Consider the following 21,757-nt stretch of genomic DNA (forward strand, 5'->3'; position numbering starts at 1 on the left):
GCCACATCGAGCAGGCCCTGGGGTTCAACTTGCTGGCGACGGTAGCTACTCCTATTCTTGTAGTTGGGGCAGTAGAAGAACTGCGCGGGTGGCTCACAAAGTATCCGCGCCGCAGCTCGTTTCTGTACCGGCCCTGGTTTGGCTGGAGCGTAGTAACTTTCACCTTTCTATTCACGGTGCTTCGCAACTTACCGGGCCCTTTGGGTACCTGGCTGGCCCCATGAACCATCCGAGCTAAGACGGGCGTTTAAACTAACCTACCCTGGCTAGCCGGCTGGTAGTCAGGTTTCGTTGTTCTTATCTTATTTCACCGGGCCTCACGCTTCACTACGGGCGCAACTTGTCGTTGAGGGCTGCGTAGGAAACGCGCCGCCGTAAGGTGGAGCTTACTCACTTGATTTTATGCGAAGAAGTCGCCGTATCCTTGAATTTTTACTGTTGATGCTACTTGTAAGTGGCCCGGCGGCGCAGGCGCAAAAAGTAGGCTTGGTACTCAGCGGCGGGGGCGCCAAAGGGCTAGCCCACGTGGGAGTACTGGAAGTGCTGGAAAAGAACCGCATTCCCATCGACTACATCGTTGGGACGAGTATGGGGGCCATTGTGGGGGGCATGTATGCGGCCGGCTACTCGCCCCGCGAGATAAAGGAGATTGTGCTTCGGCCCGAGTTTCAGAATTGGGTGTCGGGCGAGCCGCTGGAAGGCAAGGTGTACAACTACTACGACAGCGACTACGACCCCGCCGCGTTGCACCTGCGCCTGGCCATCGACTCGACGCTGAAGGCCCGCGTGACGCCTAAACTCGTTGACGACGTGACCCTTAACTACGTGTTAGCCACCATGCTCGCCCCGGCCGGCGCTGTTTCCGGCTACAACTTCGATAAACTGTTGGTGCCCTACCGCAGCGTGGCTTCGGAGGTGTTTACGCGCGAGAAAGTGGTGCAGCGCGACGGCTCGTTGTCCGATGCCGTTCGCAATTCCATGGCTTTCCCCCTGGCGTTTCGCCCCATTCGGCAGCCCGATGGCCGTTACCTCTTCGACGGGGCAGTGGTTGACAACTTTCCTACCGATGTCATGCGGGATGAATTCAAACCCGACATCATTATCGGGGTAAACGTCGGCGACGTGGCTTTCAACAAATATCCCAAAGAGCAAGACGACGCACTGCTTACCAACACGCTGCTGTTCGTGGGCTTCAACGGCGCCGATACCACTTCGGTCGGTAAAAACGGGGTTTTCATTCAACCCAATCTGGACGGGTATACCGCGGGTGATTTCAACAAGGTGAACCAACTGCTACTGCTGGGCAAGCAAGCCACGGAGAAGAAGCTCGACGAGTTGCTGAGCCGAATTCCGCGGCGCGAGGATACGCTGGCCTTGCAGCAGCGCCGACGCGCGTTTCAGGAGCAGGCGCCCCGGCCCGAATTCAAGGAGATACGGGTGCAAGGCGTGCCGCGCCAGCAGCAAGAATTTATCCGCCGGTTTTTTCAGCGCAGCGGCTCCAGCTACTCGCCCGGCGATGTAGAGGAAGGCTACTACCGCCTAGTTAACAACGACTTCTTCAACAATGTGTACCCGCGGGTGCGCTACGACAGCAAGCTCGGGGGGTACGTGATGAGCCTGGATGCCCGCCAAAACAGCAACCTCACCACCGACTTGGGCGTGTTGCTGTCGTCGCGCTCGATGAGCAATTTTTACCTGGGCGGGGCGTACCGCTACCTCAACCGCTTGCTGTACACGGTGCAAGCCGATGCCACCATCGGGCGTTTCTACAACGGAGCGCAGGGTTCGTTTCGGATCAGTGTTCCCGGCAATGCGCCCTTTTATTTCGAGCCTATCATCACCTTCAACAATTTCAACTACCAGGACACAGGCGTTTTGCTGGGCAGTACCGCCCAGAATACGCAGTTGCAGCAGCGCGACCTGAGAACGGGTTTTGTGGTGGGTTACAGCCCCAACTACCGCAGCCGGTTCATTTTGGGCGGAAGCTTATTCACCACCCGCGACCGGTTTGCCAATACCAACGAAATCAGCAGCGGTGCCGATCTGGACCAGAGCCGCATGAAGAAGGGCCTGACCGGAACGCTTGAGTTTCAACGCAACTCTCTGAACCGGCGGCAGTATGCCGTAGGTGGCCGGCGGGCCGAGGTGAAACTGCGGGGCGTACTAGGGGAAGAAGAATACATACCCGGCTCCACCGCGGCGGGATTGGGGGCCCGCACCAAAGACCACCAGTGGCTGCAAGCGCGCTTCTACACTGAGCAGTACTTCACCTTCCACAAAACGGATTCGGTGGGTCGCCGCGTGCACGCCTGGGGGTACACCGTGGATGCGGTGGCTTCCACCCAGGGCCGGTTTTCCACCTACCGCTCGTCGCTCACCTCGGCGCCTGCCTTCCTGCCTCTCCCCGACTCTCGCACATTGTTTCTGGACCGTTACCGAAGCACGACGTACGCAGCCGTGGGCTTGCGCTACATCAGAGCGGTAGTTGGCTCACTGGAATGGCGCACCGAGGTGTATGCCCACGCCCTGTTCCGCCCGTATGAACGGTTAGAGACCAATCCGTTGCTCGCAACCCGTGGCACCTTCAGCCGACCTTACCTCACCGCCATGACGGGTTTCGTCTACCAAACCCCAGTGGGTCCGGCTTCGCTCCAGTTCATCCACTACGACGACGCTGACCATAAATTCGGTGTATTCGCCCACATCGGCTACGTCCTGTTCCGCGAAAGAGCCTTGAACTAAGTGGTACGGTGGGGAGTGGCAGATTCAGCATTGCACCTGCGCGAATTGCGCGGCCAGAATAGCAAGCTCAAAAAGCCACAACTTCACCACGGCATCTCACTCATCCGGATACTGGGGCGGTTCGGCTTCGGGAGAGTGAGGCGAAGAAGTGCCGGGGCCGCAACCAGCCAGGACAGCGCAGTCCAGGTCTTCGCCGTGGTAGAAGCGCCGGAACAGCACCGTTGCCAGCCACATGGCCAGGGGCGGGGCCACCCAATACAGCCATAGGCCACGGTAACTGTTGGCTGCCAGAGCCGTGCCAAGGCTGCGTGCGGGGTTTAAACTCATACCCGAGTAGGGCGTCTCGACCAAGATATAAAGCGCAATGAGTATGCCTAACAGCCAGCCCGTGAGCTTCTTCAGCTTGTGGGAATGCAGAGCGCTCAGCATCACCAGCATCAAAATAAAGGATATACTGAATTCGGCGGCAAAAGCCAGCGCCTCGCCTCCGGGTTTCGGCATGGGCTGCGTTACAGCGTACTTCACGGCCGGATGGGCGTAGAGGGGGCCCAGCACCAGAGCCATAAGCTGCGCGGCCATAATTGCTCCCACAACTTGAGCCACCACGTACCAGACGGCATCGGGAAGGCGCACTTTGCCTAATTGCCAAAAGGCTAGCGTTACGGCCGGGTTGATGTGTGCCCCCGAACGTTTGCCCCACGGATTATATACGATGCACACCACAACCAACAGCATGGCCACCCCCAGCAGGCCGCGCCGCAGTACCGAGTCGGGTAGGGCCTGCCGAACCGGTGAGGCAGGATGTTCCACCAACACGGTGAGCAAGCTGGCGCAGGTAATAAAGAAAGCCAGTCCGAGGGCTTCGGCCACGTAGTGGGGCCAGTGCTGCCGCCACGCCACCGCTAGTCGGCCCAGGAATGTTACTGTTTGCTGAGGTTCACGCACCTTTCTTCCAACGAAGCCGCTTGCCAACAAGTTAGTTTGCAACTTTAAGAAGTTGCTGCGCAAAGCTTCGTAGTAGCACGGCTACCTCTTCGGGCGCTTCATAGGGCAGCAGATGGCCGGCCCCACCCACAATTTCCAGGCGCGTGCCTTCGGGTAGCAAAGGCAAGGTTTCGAGTCCGTGTACCGATGGCGACAGTACCGCGTCTCGGTCGCCGGCGAGCAGGGTGCAGGGCACGCGCAGGTGGCCTAGCCGGGCAGCTATGTTTTCGCGGCTGCCGTGTAGTAACCAAGCATTCCAGGCAGCCTTGCTACTACGCAGGTTGTCGGCAACTATTTGCTGCTGCACCGCGGCGGGTAGCGTCCGGGCCGTGATTTTATGCAACGTTTTTTCAGCTTCTAAGCGCTGCCCGTAGGCTCGCAGGCTGCCTTGCCGGTCTTCCTCGGTCATGGGTTCGGGCGTGGGCGGCGCGGGACTCAGCAATGCCACTCCTACTAGCCCAACGGGCTGCCGGACGGCTAGCGCCAAGGCAATCTTGCCGCCCATGCTGTGCCCGACCAGCACGTACTGTTGGAGTTGCTGCGCTGCTATTTGTTCTAGTATCTGGTCGGCATAGGCGTCAACCGTGAAGCCTCCTGTTGGAGCCAGTGCGCTACCAAAACCACCCAGGTCGGGAGCTAGCACCTGGTAGTCTGGCGCTAAGAGTTCCGCTACGGTCTGCCACTCCTTGCCCGAGCCGGCCCAGTAGTGCAAACACACGAAGGTAAGCGGGGCAGTATCGGGCGCACGAGAAGAGGCAGGGAGTAGCATAGGAAGGCAAAGAGGAGCACAAGGCAATTGACTGCCAGCTTGTAACGACTATATGAGAGCATACGCAGCCCGTGGTTTTCTTACCGATCTGAACATAAAAAAGCCCGGCTTTAAACAAGCCGGGCTTTTTTTAAGGTTAAGGAACAGCCCAGACCACTATCTACTTGTCCGGTTCCTTTTTCCGCTATTCCACCACCACTTGCTTGGTGGCTACCTGGTCGGAGGTTTGTATTTGCAGCGTGTAGAGGCCCGTTGCGAGGCCACTTACATCCACCTGCGTTGCCGTGCCATTGGCGCCGAGCTGCACCGTGCGGGTCTGCACTTGTTGGCCCAGCGTATTGATGAGCGTCAGCTTGGCCGTGTGCTGGCCGGCTATGGCGGGCAAACGCAACGTGAAGGCTTGGCGCGCCGGATTGGGATACAGGGCTATAGCCTGCGCTAATGCGGCACTACGCGCCGACAGCACCCGCGCACCGAAACCCACCTCTATGCCCAAACGAGTTTTCAAGGTGGTGGTGCTTACATCAGCCCACGGGCCAGTAGCGGACGTCTGGTAGAAGTACGTGTTGGGGCGCAGGGGGTCTTCCACTTGATACGCAATACCCACGCCGCCCGAAACCTCCTTCAAGCCAACGAAGAAGGTACCGTTCACGGTCGTATTCGTTACGGGCACCGTGACAATGCTGGCGGTAGTTGGCTTGTTCAGCGTTGGCGACGTGAAAACCACGGCACCCGGCTGGCCCGTTGTCGTGGCATTCAGCACCACCACTTGGTAGGTTGACGTAGTGGCGGCACTTGCCAGGAAAGTCAACTTAACTTCGCTGATGGGAGCAGGGGCGTTGATGACATGTTTAACCGCCAGCGTGCCGCCCGGCGTTGTGCTCGAAACGCTTACGCTTGTTGTAGTGGGCTGGCCATCATTGTAATAAGACAAGCTGTTGGCCGTAACAAGCGTTGTGGAAGTCTGCGAATTATTGGTGTTCAAGCCGTCGTCTGGTACCGTTACCGTCACGGTGTTGCTGCCCGTAGCCGCTGGGGTGTAAGGATCGAACGATACTGTGGTGGACGCACCCGCGGCCAAGGCCGGAACTATCTTACCATTCGTGAACGGCGAGGAGCCTGTCACAGTGAGGATGACGGGCACATTGGCTAGCGCAGTTGAACCAGCATTGCGGATGACAGCCTGAATCACTTGCGGAGCCGATACGGGAGCTTTGCTCACCGAGTAAATGATTTGAACCGCCGCATCATTGGCGATAGTAGGCACGGCGCAAATACCAAACTGGCCCGTAGGCGTAGTCCCGAAGCTCCATACCCGAACGTAGATTGTAGTTCCCGGCGTAAGACCAACTGCCCGGGCACTCGAAAAGAAGTCGGTAGCACTAATATCGTCACTACAAGCCACTTCCGTAAGCGCGCCGCAGGCACCCGTATACAAAATCAAGCCAGTATCATCCACCAGCGAATTCGTTGCGGCGCTGGTCGTGACGGTTACTCCACCGGAAGCGGGCACTACCAGGCTGTACCAGACGTCGTTGCTGACGGGCGTAGTGGGTGTAAAGCAGCCGGTACTCGTCGAGTTGGGGGCTGGCACACCCGTGGAAGCGGTAGCCCCTGCATTGGAGGTGGTGGTAGAGGCGCACGTAGCGGTAGTAGCCAGTACCGTGGCATTGGCGCAATCGTCGTTGGCGGGCGGCGGCGGCGACGTGGTGAACGTTCGGGTGATGGCCGCCGTGGTACCACCGGCTGCGCAAACGGCTTGCAGCGTTACGGTGTAGGCCGTAGCGACCGTAAGACCAGTAAGTGGCACGGGCGAGGCAGTTGGGGTCGGCGTTATGGTCGTCGTCATGGCCGGCGTGGCCGTTGGGTAGTAGGTCACGGTGTAGCTGGTATTGCCAGGTCGGGGCGTGAACACTAAGTTGGCTGATGTGGTCGTGATGTTGTTAACCGACACGGCCAGAGGCGGAGCACATATGGCTACTGGTGTGCTGCTTACGCAAATAGTGAAAGGCCCCGTCGTGTCGGCAGAGCCGTAACCTGACACGGCCACATAATAGGTGGTGTTGGCCGTGAGACCCGTCAGATTCAGTGGAAGTGAGACCGTATTGTTGGCTCCGCCAGAGGCACAAGCCACTTCCGTGAAAGGCCCTGCAACTCCGCTCGCGGAAGAAAACACGCGAATGTAGCCGGCCGAATTACCCGTTACTTCTAGGCTAGCGGCGGTGCTGCCCGCACCACTGGCGGCCGTTGTGAAGGTATACCATACATCCCGCGGACTAGTGGCGATACCACAGGTGTTGGGGGCAGTCCCAGGGTTGGCGTAGCCATTGGGTGCCGTGGTAGTAGCCCCCACATTGGTGCCACTGGTAGGCACGCAGGTGGCGGAAATAGGCAGCGCAACAGCTCCCGCGGGGTTGTCGTTGGCTACGGCAAGCGTTGTGAACGTGGTAGTAACTACCGGCGAAGTAGTGCTTCCCGCGCAATTGCTTGTAACACTTAGCGTGTACGCAGTATTAAGCGTTAGGCCAGTAAGGTTGAGGGGGGAACCCGTGGGAGCCGGCGTTATGGTGGTAGCCGTGCCGCCAGCGGGCGTGTAGGTTACGGTGTAGCTGGTGCTGGTAGCGCTGGGCGTAAAGCTGAACTGCGCCGAGGTGGTCGTGATGTTGTTTACATTCAAGGATGATATGGGCGCGCAAGCCAAAGGGGCAAGGCCCGTGAGTTGAATGTTGGGCCGCAAGAGGCCTAGTGCGCCGGTACCGGCTGGCGGCGCAGTATCTGTTTGCCAGAACTGAGTTCTGCTATTACCGGTGCCCGTTGAAGAATAGCGAAAAACTTTACCGTTGCTTTCTTCATTGCCGGCTCCGGTGGCGTTGGTTTCCACAATTACCTCTAGGTTGGAGGTACCATTGTAAGCAAAAGGCGCGGTCAGGGGCACGCTTACCCAAGTGTTGGCGGTAAACGAAGACGCTGGAATGGTAGCGTCGTACACTAGCGTGGCGCCCGTTTCTTCGGTAGCCACCGTGGTGGCGGCCGCGAAGGTGGCATTACTTACCGTTTTGAGGTAGATTTTGGTTGGCGCCGCACCGTGTGCATTCGCCGCGTTCAGGTAGAAGCCGATGCGAGTTAGATTGCCGCTCGTCCCAATTTCGGCGGCGGTATAAATCATGGCGCTGCGCTCATAGCCAAACCAGGTACCAAAAGGCTTGCGCCCATTATTGCCCGTATCAACATTGCCGGCCGGAACTTCAATCTGTGCCCAAGCGCTAGGCGCAAGCAGCAGTGCTACGGCCAGTGCCGCTAGCCGTGACCGAAGTCTGTCTGGTACCCAGGAAATGAAAGAGTAAAGTTTTGCTCTCATGCGAGAAAAATAAAAGTGAAGAAAAAGGAATCAACCCAAACCCAGCAATGGCACACCCAACACTATCTTTTAACACAACTGCCTCTATATAGCACTCAAAAAACTATTTATTGTATTAATTTAATACAAATAGCTAGTTGTTTGTAGTAGTGTCAATCAATATATAATATTTTATGCAATAAGTACTACCCGCCACGTCTGTTCTAAAGCAGCATTTGCTTGGTGCTTTCTGCGAGCAAATACCTGTTAGACCCGAACTACTTCCCCAACTTGTCCGACGGCCTACAGAAAACAAAATCGTTGGTGAACCCGCTCAGGAGCTAAACGCCCTTTTCGCCGACCGTTACAATTGAAACCGGCCCGGCAGCAATGACCACCCGCAAGCTTAGGAGCTGCGTGCACAAAGGTCCAGCAGAAGCAGAGTTGCACTCCAGCCGAATGGCAGAGCTAAGCGGAATTACGATAGCAGCAGGTTGCGTAATGTTCGTTGAACATCTTTAACCCACATAATTCAAGTGAAAAGAAAACGGTCCTGCACCTCCATGCGCTACAGCAAGGCGTACCGCAAGCGTGCCGTTCGCGAAGTGGATATAAAGCTTACACCTTCACTTTCAGCACGGCGGGTTGGCTGTTGATGGCAAACATTTCGGCATAGGGCACCATGGTTATTTGCCCGAATTCACGGATCAGCATCTTGTAGCTCTCCCCCACTGGCCTGATTTTACGGTCGAGGTCGTAGAGGCCGCAGGCATTGACGGTGAGGCGCTTTTCGGCCAGCGAAATATCCCAGTCCAGCTGGTCGAGCAAGGAATACCAAGTGAAGCCGATGACCGGAATACCGTCTTGCCGGATGCGCATCACGTTCACCCACTGCTTCCAGAGCCAGCATTCGGCATCTTTGGCGTCAAAGGTGTTGGTTTCGGTATGCATGACGGGCTTGCGGTACCGCTCGTAGTATTGGCGCGTCATGGTGTACCAGCCGAGCACATCTTCGGCCTGGCAAAAGGTGCCATCGGGCTTGATAATCCGCTCGTTGCGGCCGTAGTAGTCGTTGCCCATCACCTGATAGCCGGGTGGCTCGCCGGCCATAAACCAGTCGAGTTCCTGGCGGGTCATGCCGTTGTCGAGGCAGTAAAGCAGCACTTCCGAATCGAGCGGGTGGGCGTATAGCAAGTCCAGGGACAGAAACCGGAGCTTGTTGGTGAGGCAGATTTCGGGCGTGGGCACGGCACGCATTTCGTGGATATATTCGGCCGATTCGCTCTGCACAATCACGCAGTCGGGGCGGTGCCTGGCTATCTGCTGAGTGCCCATGATGCTCGCGGCCGTAATGTGCTTCATGGCCGTAATGAAGGCGCGGTCGTCCTTGAGCTGCTCGTTCCAGATGCCGTCTTTGGCCGAAGCCCGGGCCGTTACATATATCTCATTGACCGGCGTGTAGAACCGTACCCACGGGTAGCGCCGGGCCACCGCGCCGCAATACTCCGCGAAGAACACCGGCAGTTCGGGGTTCTGGAAGTTGCCGATCCAGTCGGGCACGCCGAAGTGCATGAGGTCCAGAATTGGGGTGATACCGAGGCGCTGCATTTCGGCCATGGCTTGGTCGGCAAACTCCCAATCGTATTTGCCGGGCGCTTTTTGGATGAGGTAGTACGGCAGGTTGTAGCGCAACACCTTCAAACCCATTTCCTTCACTAAGCCGAGGTCTTCTTTGTAGCGGTTGTAGTGGTCGGTTTCGGCCAGCAAGTCGCGCCGGATGGTGCCACCCGCAATGGTAGGGTATGAGCATTCGATACCAGTAGCAAACATGAAATTGCCAGGTGCCCCCGTAGGCAAACCGCTCCCATCGTGCCCCGCCGCGCCGCCGAACTCGTCGCCCTCGTAGCTTCCGTCGCCGAAATGATTTTTGATGTGGGTCAGGAAAGATTTCATTTTTTATGCTTAGTGTCTCGTGCTTAGAGCGTTATATTCAATTAGAAAAAAGACCGTATCACTAAGCGCCGGTCCGACCAGGAACTGTCCTTCTGACGCAGGAGGAATCTGAGTGATTTTGTCTGACGATTCCACCCAGATTCCTCCTGCGTCAGAAGGACAGTTCCTAGTAACACTAAGCATTTTAACTACCCAAGGGCCGCCAGAAATTTGTCGGCGGTGCGCAAGCTGAGGGCCATGATGGTGAGGGCCGGGTTGACGCTGAGGGCACTTGGAAACACCGAGTTATCACAGATGTAGAGGTTGGGCACGTCGAAGGCGCGGCCATCAGGGTTGACTACAGCATCGTCGCCGCTTAGGCCCATGCGGGCCGTGCCAATGACGTGGGCGTAACGCTCGAAAGACCAAAGGTCGGTGGCACCGGCGGCGGTCCAAATCTCGCGCATCAGCTTCTCGGAGTGGGCGTTCATGCGCAACTCGTTTTCCTGAGCGGTGAAGTGCAGGCGCGGTTTGGGCAGGCCGCGGGCATCTTTCTCGTCGGCGAGTTCCAAGAAGTTGTCGGCGTGGGGCAGACAGTCGCCAAGGATGTTGATGCCGGAAATGTGGTTGTAGTTGCGCATGTAGTCGCGCAGTTGCTGGCCCCAGAGTTTGCGGCCCCGCGCCATTTGGGAAGCGAAAGTAACGGGCATCACCCCAATGCTTTGCAGCAGGTAGCCACCCGCAAAATCGGCTTCTTTGGGTCGGTGGGTGTCCTCGGAAATCAGGCCACCCGGAATGCCTTTGTAGGGCCGAATGTCCTCGGAAAAAGTCCCCCACACCTGCATGCCCGGATGCGCCATAAAGTGCTTGCCGACCTGCCCGCTGGTAAGCGCCAACTCGTTGAGCAGCAGCAAGCGCGGCGTTTCGACAGCTCCGGCGCACAGAAACAGATGGCGGCAGCGCTGCCGCACCGTCACGCCATACTGCTCGTACACCACGCCCGTTACGCGGCCTTTCTCGTCGCGCTCAATCTCGGTTACAAACGCATCGGCTCGGATTTCGGCGCCGTGCGCTTCGGCCAGCGGCAGGAACGTGACGTCCATGCTGGCCTTAGCACCGACGTTGCAGCCGGCTTGGCAGAAGCCGCGGTTGGTGCATGCCTCGCGCCACCCAATGCCTTCCTGGTAATAGCGGGCCGAGAGGGCCGCATTGGCGGCCGGAGAAGTTTGAATACCCAACTGCGCGCACGCCTGCTGCATCAGCAACGCCGCCCCGTTGAGGGGCAGCGGCGCCAGCGGGTAGCCTTTGCGGCGGGGTGCGCCCCACAGGTACGGCGTCGGGCCCGAGACCCCGAGAAACTGTTCTAGCTCGTCGTAATAGGGCTCTAGCTCATCAAGCCCGAAAGGCCAGTCCACTCCCACCCCGAAGTCGCGGTGCAGGTGCAGGTCGTCGTCCTGGGCGCGGGGCGTGTAGGCGGTGTAGTGCAGCGTGGAGCCGCCCACGCCGGTGCCGGAGTTGTTGTTGCCGAAGGCTACGGGGTTCTGACCGGCGGAAAGGCGCTCATCGTTCCAAAACAGGAACGCCTGGGCTTTTTCGTCGGTGGCGTAGTCGGTGATGGGGTTGCGGCGGGGACCGGCTTCCAGGGCTACCACCTTCAGACCGGCCATGGCCAAGCGGGCCAGCAGCGGCGCGCCGCCGGCTCCGGTTCCGATCACCACGCAGTCCACCTCCTCTGCCGGATCGGCGAGCGGCGCGGGCTGTTCCAGCTCAATAGGAGCAGTTAGCAGGCTACCGTTATCTTCCAGGATAGCCTGTAGAAGCGGGTCCTGAATTTCGGTCTTTATAGGATTCAGAACGCCTTCTTCAAGAACTTCTTCGTCGGGCATAGGTGTGAAGTTGTGAGGTATTGAACGTGAATGGGTGAGGCGGTGAAGGGTGAGGTAATGCGGTGTCCAGGGTAAGCAAGTCGCGCAGGCTGAATTGCAACCGCACCATTTCACAGGTTCCCCTCCTCACTCTTTCACTTCCTCGGGTTCGCGGGGCTCTAGGTTGTTGGGCTGAATATGGGTCCAGCCGGGCACGTCGGCCATGCCTACGTAGCCAATTTCTTCCTGCGCCAGCGGATGGGAATAGTAGTTCTCGGTTAGCTCGGCCAGCATTTCCTCGAAAAACCGGCCGACGGGCAGTTGCTGCCAGTTCTCGCCGGGCGCGGTGCCGGCAGCAACGGCTTCAAGCACTGCGTCTTGCTGCGCTTCAGTTAGGGCCAGGAAGGGCTGTTGAAACAGGGCTTGGGCGGCTTGGTTGATGCCGCCCAAGCCCAAGCGGTAAGCTTCCCGGTCGGGGGGCATGGCGTCGTAGCGCCAGCCGTCGGCTTTACCTTCCGTCAGGCGCTTGTCAATGCCACCAGCCACGTCGATGGGTTCAACCCGGTCGGGCTGCGGGATGAGGCGGGCTGCTACGGCTTGCAGCAAGGCATACGTCTGGGGCTCGAAGAATTCGGGCTCGTGAACTGGTGCGTCGAGGCGCGCTTGTAGGGCCGCGCGGGTAGCATCGGTCACCAGATTGGTGGCCAACAGCGCACGGACAGTGCCGGAAGGATATACGGGAGCAGACATCACAAAGCAGCTAACACAGCACAATAGGTACTGTCGAGTTGTTAACCGCTTACGAGGGAAATCTTCTTGCCGGCTGAAAATATTATCTGATTACCGTTGAGCTACCACAGTTATTTCAATTGCATGATGGCGGCCATGGTTTCGAGGCCGTCCCACAAGTTGCCCACACGCAGGTTTTCATTTTCGGCGTGCTGGTTGTTGTCGTAGTTCGCCACTGGTACCGTGAGCGTTACGGCGTTTATCTTCTTGAAAACGTGGAGCGGCAAGCTGCCCCCAGACGTAGGCACCTGGACCACTGGTTGCAGGGAAGTGCGCTGCACGGCGGCTACTACTTCGCGGGCAATGGGCAAGTCCATGGGCGTGCGCTCGGCATTGTAGCCGGTTTCGGGCACCACCCGCACGATGCGCGGGTAGCGGGCCCGCTCGGCGTCGGTAGGCTCCTGCGTGGTCACAAAGAAGTTTTGCTTCTGAATATGACGCACTACTTTCTCTACTTGCCGCTTGCTGTCATTGCCGAGTACCAGGCGCAAGTCCAGGGTGGCTTCGGCAGTGGTGGGAATAACGTTGGCGGCTTGGGCACCGACGTTGGCGCTGCGCATCCCATTAATATTGAGCGAAGGTTGATTGATTAACTCACTCAGTGTTTGCCCGTTGCCATCGGGGCGGGCGAAGCCAAGACCTTGCTGAATAGTAGCATCGAGGTTGGGCACGCGGCCTAAAGCTTGCCGTTCGGTGGAAGTCAGCGGCACCACATCATCATAGAAGCCCGCCACCGTAACGCGGCCCGTGCTGTCTTTCATAGAGGCCAACAACTGCGCCAGGGCGAGGGCGGGGTTGGGCGCCCAATTGCCGTAGTGGCCGCTGTGCAAGGGGCGTTTGGAGGCGTACACCGTGAGGTTGACGTTCACGTCGCCGCGGGCGCCGAACACCACCTGTTTTTGCCCGGATTGGTGCACCGGCCCGTCGCAGATAATCCAGAGGTCGGAGGCCAGCAGGGCGCGGTGGCCTTCCACTATCTCGCTGAGGTGGGGCGAGCCTTTCTCTTCTTCGCCCTCGAAAAAGAACTTGATGTTGACGCCGGGCTTAAGCTTGCTCTGGTTCAGGGCTTCGTAGCCGGCCAGAATAGCCATTACGCCGGCCTTGTCGTCGGAGCTGCTGCGCCCGTACAGGCGCCAGTCGGGGTTGATGGCTTGGCCGGCGCGGACCATGGGGAGCAGTTGGCCGCCTTGAGCTAGTGCCGCGCTGGCCAGCTGCGGTTGAAACGGGCTGAGCCCCGCTGCCCACTGGGCGGCATTCACGGGCTGCCCATCATAGTGAGCATAGAAAACGATGGTTCGTTTGGCGCCGGGCGTACGCACTTCGCCATATACAACAGGCGGCACGCCGGGCGTAGTAGCCGGCAGTAGTTGCGTCCGGATTCCCCGTTTCTGCATCATGCCCACAATGAAGCGGGCCGTTTGGCGAAGGTTGGCGCTGTCGGCAGCCACATTCGGGATGGCCAGAAACTGCATGTACTCGGTGAGCAGCGGCAACTCGTGCGCTTGCCGGTACTGCCGCACTTTCTGCACGGCAGCATCGGGCGCGCCAAAACCCGCCAGCGCCAGCAGTAGGATCAGACTCGATGCGTATCGTTTTTTCATACCAAGCGCTGAGCTTTACATGCTCAACTGCTGGTAAGATAGGTGCCGCAACTGAAACGAACAGTTCTTTTACTGGTCGGAACTCATCTTGCCACCCGTTACATGAACGAGGGAACCAGTCATGAACGAGCCGTCTTGGGAAGCCAGTAGCACGTAGGCCGGGGCCAGTTCTTCGGGCTGACCAGGGCGGGCTAGTGCTACCTCATAGCCGAACTTCTCGATTTCCTCGGCGGGCATTGTGCCCGGAATATTGGGCGTCCAAACCGGACCCGGCACCACGCAGTTCACCCGAATTCCTTTTTCCCCGAGGTAGGTGGCGAGGCTCTTGGTGAGGGCGTGAATAGCCGACTTGGTGCAGGCATAATCCACCAGAATCGGAATGCCAGTCAAGCCCACGATGCTGCCCGTATTGATGATGCAGTCACCTTGCTGTAAGTGCGGAATGGCAGCCTGCGCCATCCAGATATACCCAAGAATATTGGTGTCGAAGGTGCGACGGATTTGCTCTTCCGGGATGTCCTCGAACTTCTCGGCGCTCATTTGGAAGGCGGCATTGTTGACGAGAATGTTCAAACCACCCAGTTCGGCTCGGGTGCGGCGGATGGCTTGCTTGCACTGCTCGGGGTCGCGCACATCGCTCTGGAGCAGGATGCAGCGACGACCTTGCGCTTCCACCAAGCGCTTGGTTTCCTGGGCGTCCACGGTATTCTCGTTGTAAAGTACGGCCACGTGTGCTCCTTCCATAGCAAAGGCCACCGCCACCGCCCGCCCAACACCCGAATCGGAGCCGGTTACCAGCGCAATCTTATCCTGAAGTTTGCTGGCGGCGCGGTAGGTACTGAAGCTCATGCCGGGCTGCAACTGCATATCCGCCTGCTTGGCCGGATAAGGCAGCTTCTCGGCGTGCTGCTTCATGTCTTTGGCCGTGGGGCGCTTCACTGGCTTGGGGGCCGTGGTAGCCGCCGCGGCTTTTTTGGCGGCGGGCGTAACGGCCGTGGGTTTGTTGGCGGCAGGCTTCTTGGGGGTGGCGTCTTTTGCGGCAGAATCTTTAGCAGCAGCTTTCTTGGCAGCCATAAGGTCGTACGGTAGAGGTTGGGTTCTGCTCTACGCAAAAAGCTGGACTACGGCTGGCCGTGAACTGGACGTAGCTTAAACGCCGACCTAACTCCATCTTACTCCTTGTCTGCTATTTTGGGCACTCCTCCCGCGTTAGTTGCTCGTTGATGCAGATGGCCGCTTGCCCACCTTTTGCTGCGGCTAGCAAAGCTTGCTGCGTGCCGGGTGTGGCGTCGCCGGCGGCGTACAACCCAGGAAAGGTAGTTTGAGCATTCTTATCAACCCACACGCCGCCTTTCTTGGTGAAACGGCAGCCCAACTGCTCGGCCAATAGGCTACGCTGCTGCTGATGCGGGTGAATAAAAACGGCCGTTCGAGCCAGTTTCTCCCCGTTCTCGAAAACAATGTGCTTCAGCTTGCCGGTCTTGGTTCCTTCTAGCTGGCTGATCTTTTCTGGGCGCACCTTGATACCGTGTTGGCGCAAGCGGCGCAGGGCATTGTTGGTAAGGCTGGTCGAACCATCCGTACAAACTATTACGTCCTTGCTCCACCGACTAACGAGCAGAGCCAACCCCGTTACCGTTTTGCTGTGGCCAAACACCGCCAATGGCTCGTCGCGCACTTCCCAACCGTGGCAATACGGGCAATGAAGCACCCCTCTGCCCCACAACTCTCGCATACCTTCTACGTCTGGCAACACATCTTGTACGCCCGTTGCAAGCAGCACTTTTCGGGCGGTGCACATACTGGTCCGGCCCGATTCTCCCTCTAGTGTTAGTTGAAAGCCAGTCGGCACCGCTTCCAGATTCACTACCCGCACAGTCCGCACTTCGACGGTTGTGTAAGGCCGTAGCTGCTCGTGCCCGAGCCGCAGCAGATCGGCCGGCTTGATACCGTCGCGGGTGAAAAAGCTCTGCACGCCCGGCGAAGGAGCATTGCGAGGGGCACCACCGTCGCAAACCAATACCCGCCGTAGGCAACGGCCTAGTACCAATGCGGCACTTAACCCGGCACTGCCCGCTCCTATTACCACCACATCGTAGTCGAGCAGTGGGGCGGCCGGCGGCCGGTGACGACGCGGACGAGGTACGGTAGCAGAGACGGGGGTTATAGCAGGCATAGTGGAAGCGGCAACAAGGAAAGTAGTGTACATATACCTCTGACGCAGAGGATATGTTAGGCGCCGAGGTCGAGATTTGCTTCAAGCTCCACCGCGACACTGCACCGCATCAGCACACAAAAAAGCCCTACCGGATACCGGCAGGGCTTTTCTTACTCACTTAATTCTTGCTTACTATTCTTTGACCAAGCGCTGGCTTAGGTTCAGGCCGTTGCCACGCACCACTACGATATACGTACCAGTTGGCAGCGTCTGCACATCAACCTCTTTGTTGCTACCACCTTCCACCGAGTAGGCGCCAATCAGGCGGCCGGTAGCGTTGATCAGCGAGGCCTGGTAGGTACCTTTTGGCAGCGTGCTCAGGTCGAGCGTTACCACACGGTCGGAGGCAGTAGCTGGATTCGGGAACACGCTAAGCTTGGCCGTAATTGCGGCTTGAGCCTCGAAGCGCACCGTACGAACTGGCGAGTAAGAAGCCGTACCATCCGTGTCTACCTGACGCAGGCGGTAGTAAACTACACCCTGCGTTTTGGTACCGATGCCAGCATCCGTGAAGTCGTAGGTGGTATTTGCTTGGGTAGTACCCTGGCCGCGTACCGTCCCGATCTTCTCGAACGAGGTGCCGTTCAGGCTCCGCTCGATTTCAAACCGGTCGTTGTTCTTCTCTGAAGCCGTGCTCCAGTTCAGCAAGGCATTCCCTTTCACCACTTGTGCTTCGAAGGTTTTTAACTCAACTGGCAACGGGCCTGCATTCACTACCGTGTTGCCCGAAAACTCGGATGTATTACCTACTATTAGTCCACTAGGTATTGTGTTCAGGATAGTGGCCGTAGCCGTGATGCGGGCACCGGTAGCCGTTAGGGCCGCAAGCTGCGGAGCGGTCAGGCTAGAAAGTGGGACAGTGAACAGGAAGCGGGAAACATTATCCTCACGGCCCTGATCTACACCGGAGATAGCCCCAGAATAGTAGCCAAAACCATTATCTGTATCATCAGCCAAGCCTTCCGTGCGGGCCACCAGGAAGGTGTTACCTTCCCCGAAACCGGCCGCTGCCACGTCGGCCACAAAAAACTCCACCAACGAGTTAGCAGGTGCATATCCTAGGAAGCGCAAGTTGGTGCCGTCGTTGGCTACCTGCATAATAACTGGGAAGTTTAGCAAGCCGTTGGCACCAGCATCCGCGTCCGTGTTGTCGTTGGCCGATATACCACCGACGTTTGCGTTACTCGATAAGTCAATGCCAAGGGAGCCATTTGTGGAACCCAGGCCGCCATTTGCTGAAAAGCTATTCTCGGTAAAACGGTTACCAGAGGTGCCATTAGATGCCTGAATGCCGTCGCCGCCGCTACCGGTTATGATATTTTGACGGAATAGGTTGTTGCTGCCTACCGTGATAGTGATACCTGTATTGTTGTTACGTATGGTGTTACCACTGATTAGGTTAGCGTTATTGGCACCTGCTAGAAGTTCTATACCACTACCCCGGTTGTTGCTTAGCGTGTTGCCCGTAATGGTGATGCCGTTAGTACCACCCGTTAAGAGAATACCATCGGCGCTGGCATTTTGTGTAGGGTAGCCTAGTACCACGCTAGTGGTGATTGTGGTCATGTCTGCGTTATCCAGTCGAACTCCACCTGAGAAATTGCCCGTGGCAGTCACGTCTGTTATCGTTGAGTTATTGGCTCCGTTCAAGAATATACCAACTCCCTGCGTGACACCACCATCGCCGGTCGCATTCATAACCCCCAACGAAACAATACGGGTAGATGCGCCCGTAATTTCTAGGCCTGAGAAGGAATTGAAATCAATTACCACTTCCGGGCCGGTCGTCGTTTCGGCACTGGCCGCAACATTGTCGCCCGTCACGGCCGTTTGCTCTTTACCATTGATGGCCGTGTTGGCACCCGACACAATTGGTAGGGCGGAAGCCAGCGTAATGGTGAACTGCTTGGTGGTCGCATTATATCCGCTCGGAGCCGTCATGTCATTGCGCAGACCTGCTGGGGCACCCGTGGTGCGGCCATCATTCATCATGAAGATGGCCACTTCTACACCCGCACCCGGATTAACAGCCGTAGTACCAGTAGCTGGCGTAGCGTTTGCCACTTGGTTGAGGTTGGTGTTAGCCAAGGCGTTGGCATTGATGATGAATTGACGTAGCGAACCGGCACCCGAATCGTTGGTATTCGTTATGGCGTCGAAGTTGAAGCCAAAGTTTACCCCATTTACTGGCGTAGGTAATACAGCAGTGGTAGCATTTACAATTACCGGAGCCAGAGACTGTGGCGTAGCCGTGCTAGTGGTCAGGTCAGCTAGCGTCTGGCCAGCTGTACGGGCGGGAGCATCGGCCAGCGTCGGGTCCTCACCACCAACGCGGTTGACATCCGTGTGGGCTAGGGTTTGTACTCCAAGAATAGGAGTAGTAGCTGTTCCAGTAATGGCTCGGGCCGGCGTGACAGTAGAAGTAACTACGCGCACCTGATACCCTTTTCCGCCAATAACCCCTACTACACCAGTGAACTGGTATGCGCCGTTGGCACCGCTGGTAGTGGTAGAGATGAAATTTCCCTGATCATCGTAAAGCTCTACAGTAGCGCCCGTGCGCCCTATAGTAGCGGCCGTGAAGCCGGCAGCGCTGGTAATGGCCGTATTCAGGGTGCGCCCTGCACCGCCACCGTAGTTTACGTCGTCGAAAATAGTGCCCGACAGCGTTGTGGTTGGCCCTACCGGAATCGTATACATGGCGGTGTTTGACACTTGCCCGCCCGTAGCCGACGATTCTGTTGCGGTATAGGTAAAGGTAACGTTACCCGAAAATGTAAGCGCCGGGTCAAATTGCAGTGACCCAATGTTAGCGGCCGTTATGGTTGACCCGGCAGCGGCCGTTACGCGCGTACCACCAGCATTGAGGTAAGTAAGCACACCCTGTGCTAGCGTTGGCGCTGTTGCCAACGTGTAAGTCAGATTAGCGCCGCTAGTCGGGCCGTCGGGGTCTGTACCGACTAGGGCCGAAATGGCCGTAGCAACAGCACCGTTAGATACGGGCTGTGACGTGACATTAATAGCAACGGGCGGCGTGTTCTGGCGCCAGTCCCGGGAGCCACCGGGGTTCTGCACGTCCGGATACGATGCCGGCGTCTTGCCACCGTTGGTAGCATCAAAGCTAGCTACGGAAACGACGACATCGTACGCATCGTCAAGGCCGTCGCCATCAGCATCGACACCACTGTATAACACGTCCGCTATACCATCGTTGTTGAAGTCCCAGCCTTCTAGCGCGTCGAGGCGGCCGTCATTGTCCGAATTTGTATCCAAATAGTCCGCAATGGCATCCGTTCCGGTTCCCGGTTCGGAGTTAGGCGGCGATACAGCCACGCCGGCCGTGATACCGGTGCCCGGCGTTAGGTCGTAGCGGTTGTCGAGGCCGTCGCCGTCGGTGTCCGTGCCGGTTGGTGCGCGGTGCCCGCCAGGCTGCGCTTCTACGTTATCCACGATGCCATCATTATCGGCATCAATATCCAGGAAGTCGGCACGACCTACGCCATCCGTGTTAGGCGTAAGCAACCTGGATATACCACTGCCAGCCGCCGTTTCGGCCACATCTGGCATACCGTTAGTGCCAACCGCAGTGCTCGGAAAGCGAGACAGCGAGGCGTTATAGCCAGCAGGAGCTACCCCACCGTTCGCTTCAATAGTGTCTGGAATACCATCATTGTCGGCATCAATGTCCAAAAAGTTGGGAATACCGTCGAGGTCAAGGTCGAAGATGTCGTTGATGCCATCGTTGTTGGCATCCCGAAACGCGCCATAGGTAGCACTAACATATACAGCGTCCAGGTAGGTGGGTACGCCAGCCGCCGTTAGAGTCATGGGATTTACGCCGCCGCTTTCGTTGGTATCTGTGATCCCATCGTTGTCTTTATCGACATCCACGTTGTCAGCCACAGCATCAGCGTCTTTGTCGCAGATGAATGTATACACATTCGTCCGATCGGCCGTATTTATAGTAACATAGGTGTAAGTATTAATTGTAATTTGGTTGCCAGCATCCAACAAAGCCCCTGTAGTGGCACCCCACCGGTGTACACCACTACTAGAATTCTGACCATTAGCTTCTACACGGGTATTAGAAGCTGGAAAAAGAGTGGCGCTCAGATTAGAGTCATCCCAAAACAACAGATTGAAAGTTGTGCTTGGTCGAACCGAATTCACTACAAAGCCGTCAAGATTATTTTCGGCATCGATGGAAGGAAAGTTTAGCGGCGCTACACTGCTCTTGAAAGCAATATCGATGGAAGTGTTTTGTGCCACAGCCGCTCCTAGCCCATCTAGTCCACTCCAAGCTACTGAACTCTTGCCGGCTGGTACGCTGCGCTCAATGAAAACATCTCTGCCGCCCGTCTGGTAACCAGCTACCCCATCTAAGTTAAGCGTAACGATCAACTGTCCTGCTTCAGAAGCAGTGGTAGTAAAAACTAATCCTCCGTTGGCGCCTCCACAGTACGATGTTATATTATTCACTGCGAAAGTTGGCTCTATTGCACTCGGCCAGATAGCATTGTCGGGGTCGTTTACGAAGCTGCTATATTCCGGGTAATCAGACAACGTTGTCTGACTCTTGCGCGACGTTGTAAAATCTGTAGCAGTAGCAGAAGTACCTTTACTGTTACTTACAAAGCGAAAGAAATTTTGTGGATTTATCCCTGCCAAGTCATATTTTTTAACGAAGAATTTATTGGGTTCCGAAGTACTCGGAATCAACGGGAACATGCTGAAAGTGGAAGAAAACACACCGTTATTAGCACCCGCCGAAAACGCCCATTGCTTGGAGTATAAACGACCTAGCTTTTCTGTGCCTGCTGCCGTGTTGGTAGTACGAACCGTAAAATCCCAAAAATCATAGGTTGAGAAACGGTCAATCTCGGGTAAAGTACTCTCCGTGTCCTGAGTGAATTCAACGTAAAAATCTTGATCAGCACCAGTAGTATTCTGATAAACAATTGCCGGATATCCGCCATCACCCGCAGTAATACTAGGCCCAAATCGGTTTTGGGCAGCATTGGCAATCACCCCGGTCTGAGGAGAAGTTAACAGGGATTGGTTGGTAGAAGCAGTATTACGGGTCAGAACTGTGGTCAGTGCTACTGTTCCTACACCTGACCCATACCTTAGTGTGAGGGTTAAGTCACGCTGCGGACCAGTGTTGTTTACGTTATTTATTCTATGTACACCGTAGTATAGATATTCGTTAGCTTTCACACGGACATACATCCGATGATCTTCCGAGAAAACTACTCCGTTGTAATTGTACCCAAATGGCTTTAGAAAACTATTGGTTACGTTACCTACTGTCGCGAAAGTAGCTAGGTTACCGTCATGTTCCAGCCAGCCCGAACGCGTATTGGTGCTGCTGTTGAGAGCCACTGCAGCTGTTGCTACGGTGTTTGGCGTAAGCTGTTTCGAACCTTCCGCCAGCACGGTTACTGGCAATCCTAACGGAACTAGGCTCATCAGCCAAGCCACTAAGCGTAAGCGTATTTTCATGTCAAAAAATATATAGGT

Annotated in this window: 12 protein-coding genes; 2 read left to right on the forward strand and 10 right to left on the reverse strand. The window is 56.9% G+C overall.

The window, feature by feature from the left end; all coding sequences use genetic code 11:
- Both ACFE7X_RS20015 and ACFE7X_RS20020 read left to right on the forward strand, forming a co-directional pair.
- Positions 1–224: hypothetical protein (locus ACFE7X_RS20015; RefSeq protein ID WP_375437466.1), on the forward strand; the 224-nt coding region annotated here is incomplete at its 5' end.
- Between the two features lie 217 nt (positions 225–441).
- Positions 442–2,742 carry a patatin-like phospholipase family protein gene (locus ACFE7X_RS20020; protein WP_375437480.1) on the forward strand — a complete coding sequence of 767 codons (2,301 nt, stop codon included), beginning with the start codon at positions 442–444 and terminating at the stop codon, positions 2,740–2,742.
- A 96-nt stretch (positions 2,743–2,838) separates the two neighbouring features.
- Here the strand turns inward: ACFE7X_RS20020 and ACFE7X_RS20025 are convergent, their stop codons facing one another.
- The 10 genes from ACFE7X_RS20025 to ACFE7X_RS20070 form a co-directional block, all read right to left on the reverse strand.
- The gene (locus ACFE7X_RS20025; protein WP_375437467.1) at positions 2,839–3,687 is read right to left on the reverse strand and encodes an MIP/aquaporin family protein; all 849 of its coding nucleotides are present in this window, start codon (positions 3,685–3,687) and stop codon (positions 2,839–2,841) included.
- Positions 3,688–3,718: 31 nt separating this feature from the next.
- Positions 3,719–4,495 (reverse strand): alpha/beta fold hydrolase, encoded by a 777-nt coding sequence (locus ACFE7X_RS20030; protein ID WP_375437468.1) that lies wholly within the window; start codon positions 4,493–4,495, stop codon positions 3,719–3,721.
- Between the two features lie 184 nt (positions 4,496–4,679).
- Positions 4,680–7,853: a fibronectin type III domain-containing protein gene (locus tag ACFE7X_RS20035; RefSeq protein ID WP_375437469.1), complete on the reverse strand. Its 3,174-nt coding sequence runs from the start codon at positions 7,851–7,853 to the stop codon at positions 4,680–4,682.
- A 597-nt stretch (positions 7,854–8,450) separates the two neighbouring features.
- Positions 8,451–9,785: a family 1 glycosylhydrolase gene (locus ACFE7X_RS20040; RefSeq protein WP_375437470.1), complete on the reverse strand. Its 1,335-nt coding sequence runs from the start codon at positions 9,783–9,785 to the stop codon at positions 8,451–8,453.
- A 188-nt stretch (positions 9,786–9,973) separates the two neighbouring features.
- Positions 9,974–11,650: a GMC family oxidoreductase gene (locus tag ACFE7X_RS20045; protein WP_375437471.1), complete on the reverse strand. Its 1,677-nt coding sequence runs from the start codon at positions 11,648–11,650 to the stop codon at positions 9,974–9,976.
- 126 nt (positions 11,651–11,776) lie between these two features.
- Positions 11,777–12,379, reverse strand: a complete 603-nt coding sequence (locus ACFE7X_RS20050) for a gluconate 2-dehydrogenase subunit 3 family protein (protein WP_375437472.1) — start codon at positions 12,377–12,379, stop codon at positions 11,777–11,779.
- Positions 12,380–12,489: 110 nt separating this feature from the next.
- The gene (locus ACFE7X_RS20055; RefSeq protein WP_375437473.1) at positions 12,490–14,019 is read right to left on the reverse strand and encodes a M20/M25/M40 family metallo-hydrolase; all 1,530 of its coding nucleotides are present in this window, start codon (positions 14,017–14,019) and stop codon (positions 12,490–12,492) included.
- Between the two features lie 69 nt (positions 14,020–14,088).
- Entirely contained in the window at positions 14,089–15,093 is a 1,005-nt protein-coding gene (locus tag ACFE7X_RS20060) for an SDR family oxidoreductase (protein WP_375437474.1), read from the reverse strand.
- Positions 15,094–15,205: 112 nt separating this feature from the next.
- Positions 15,206–16,195, reverse strand: a complete 990-nt coding sequence (locus ACFE7X_RS20065; protein WP_375437475.1) for an NAD(P)/FAD-dependent oxidoreductase — start codon at positions 16,193–16,195, stop codon at positions 15,206–15,208.
- Positions 16,196–16,369: 174 nt separating this feature from the next.
- Complete coding sequence (locus ACFE7X_RS20070) at positions 16,370–20,638, reverse strand: beta strand repeat-containing protein (protein WP_375437476.1); 4,269 nt, start codon at positions 20,636–20,638, stop codon at positions 16,370–16,372.
- Positions 20,639–21,757 lie beyond the last annotated feature (1,119 nt).

The organism is uncultured Hymenobacter sp. (assembly GCF_964242765.1).
Classification (GTDB): Bacteria; Bacteroidota; Bacteroidia; order Cytophagales; family Hymenobacteraceae; genus Hymenobacter.

Bases quoted from the DNA above. Each gene is read 5' to 3' on its own strand.
- ACFE7X_RS20020 (WP_375437480.1), top strand. From the start codon at position 442: ATGCTACTTGTAAGTGGCCCGGCGGCGCAGGCGCAAAAAGTAGGCTTG.
- ACFE7X_RS20030 (WP_375437468.1), bottom strand. From the start codon at position 4,495: ATGCTACTCCCTGCCTCTTCTCGTGCGCCCGATACTGCCCCGCTTACC.
- ACFE7X_RS20035 (WP_375437469.1), bottom strand. From the start codon at position 7,853: ATGAGAGCAAAACTTTACTCTTTCATTTCCTGGGTACCAGACAGACTT.
- ACFE7X_RS20040 (WP_375437470.1), bottom strand. From the start codon at position 9,785: ATGAAATCTTTCCTGACCCACATCAAAAATCATTTCGGCGACGGAAGC.
- ACFE7X_RS20045 (WP_375437471.1), bottom strand. From the start codon at position 11,650: ATGCCCGACGAAGAAGTTCTTGAAGAAGGCGTTCTGAATCCTATAAAG.
- ACFE7X_RS20050 (WP_375437472.1), bottom strand. From the start codon at position 12,379: ATGTCTGCTCCCGTATATCCTTCCGGCACTGTCCGTGCGCTGTTGGCC.
- ACFE7X_RS20055 (WP_375437473.1), bottom strand. From the start codon at position 14,019: ATGAAAAAACGATACGCATCGAGTCTGATCCTACTGCTGGCGCTGGCG.
- ACFE7X_RS20060 (WP_375437474.1), bottom strand. From the start codon at position 15,093: ATGGCTGCCAAGAAAGCTGCTGCTAAAGATTCTGCCGCAAAAGACGCC.
- ACFE7X_RS20065 (WP_375437475.1), bottom strand. From the start codon at position 16,195: ATGCCTGCTATAACCCCCGTCTCTGCTACCGTACCTCGTCCGCGTCGT.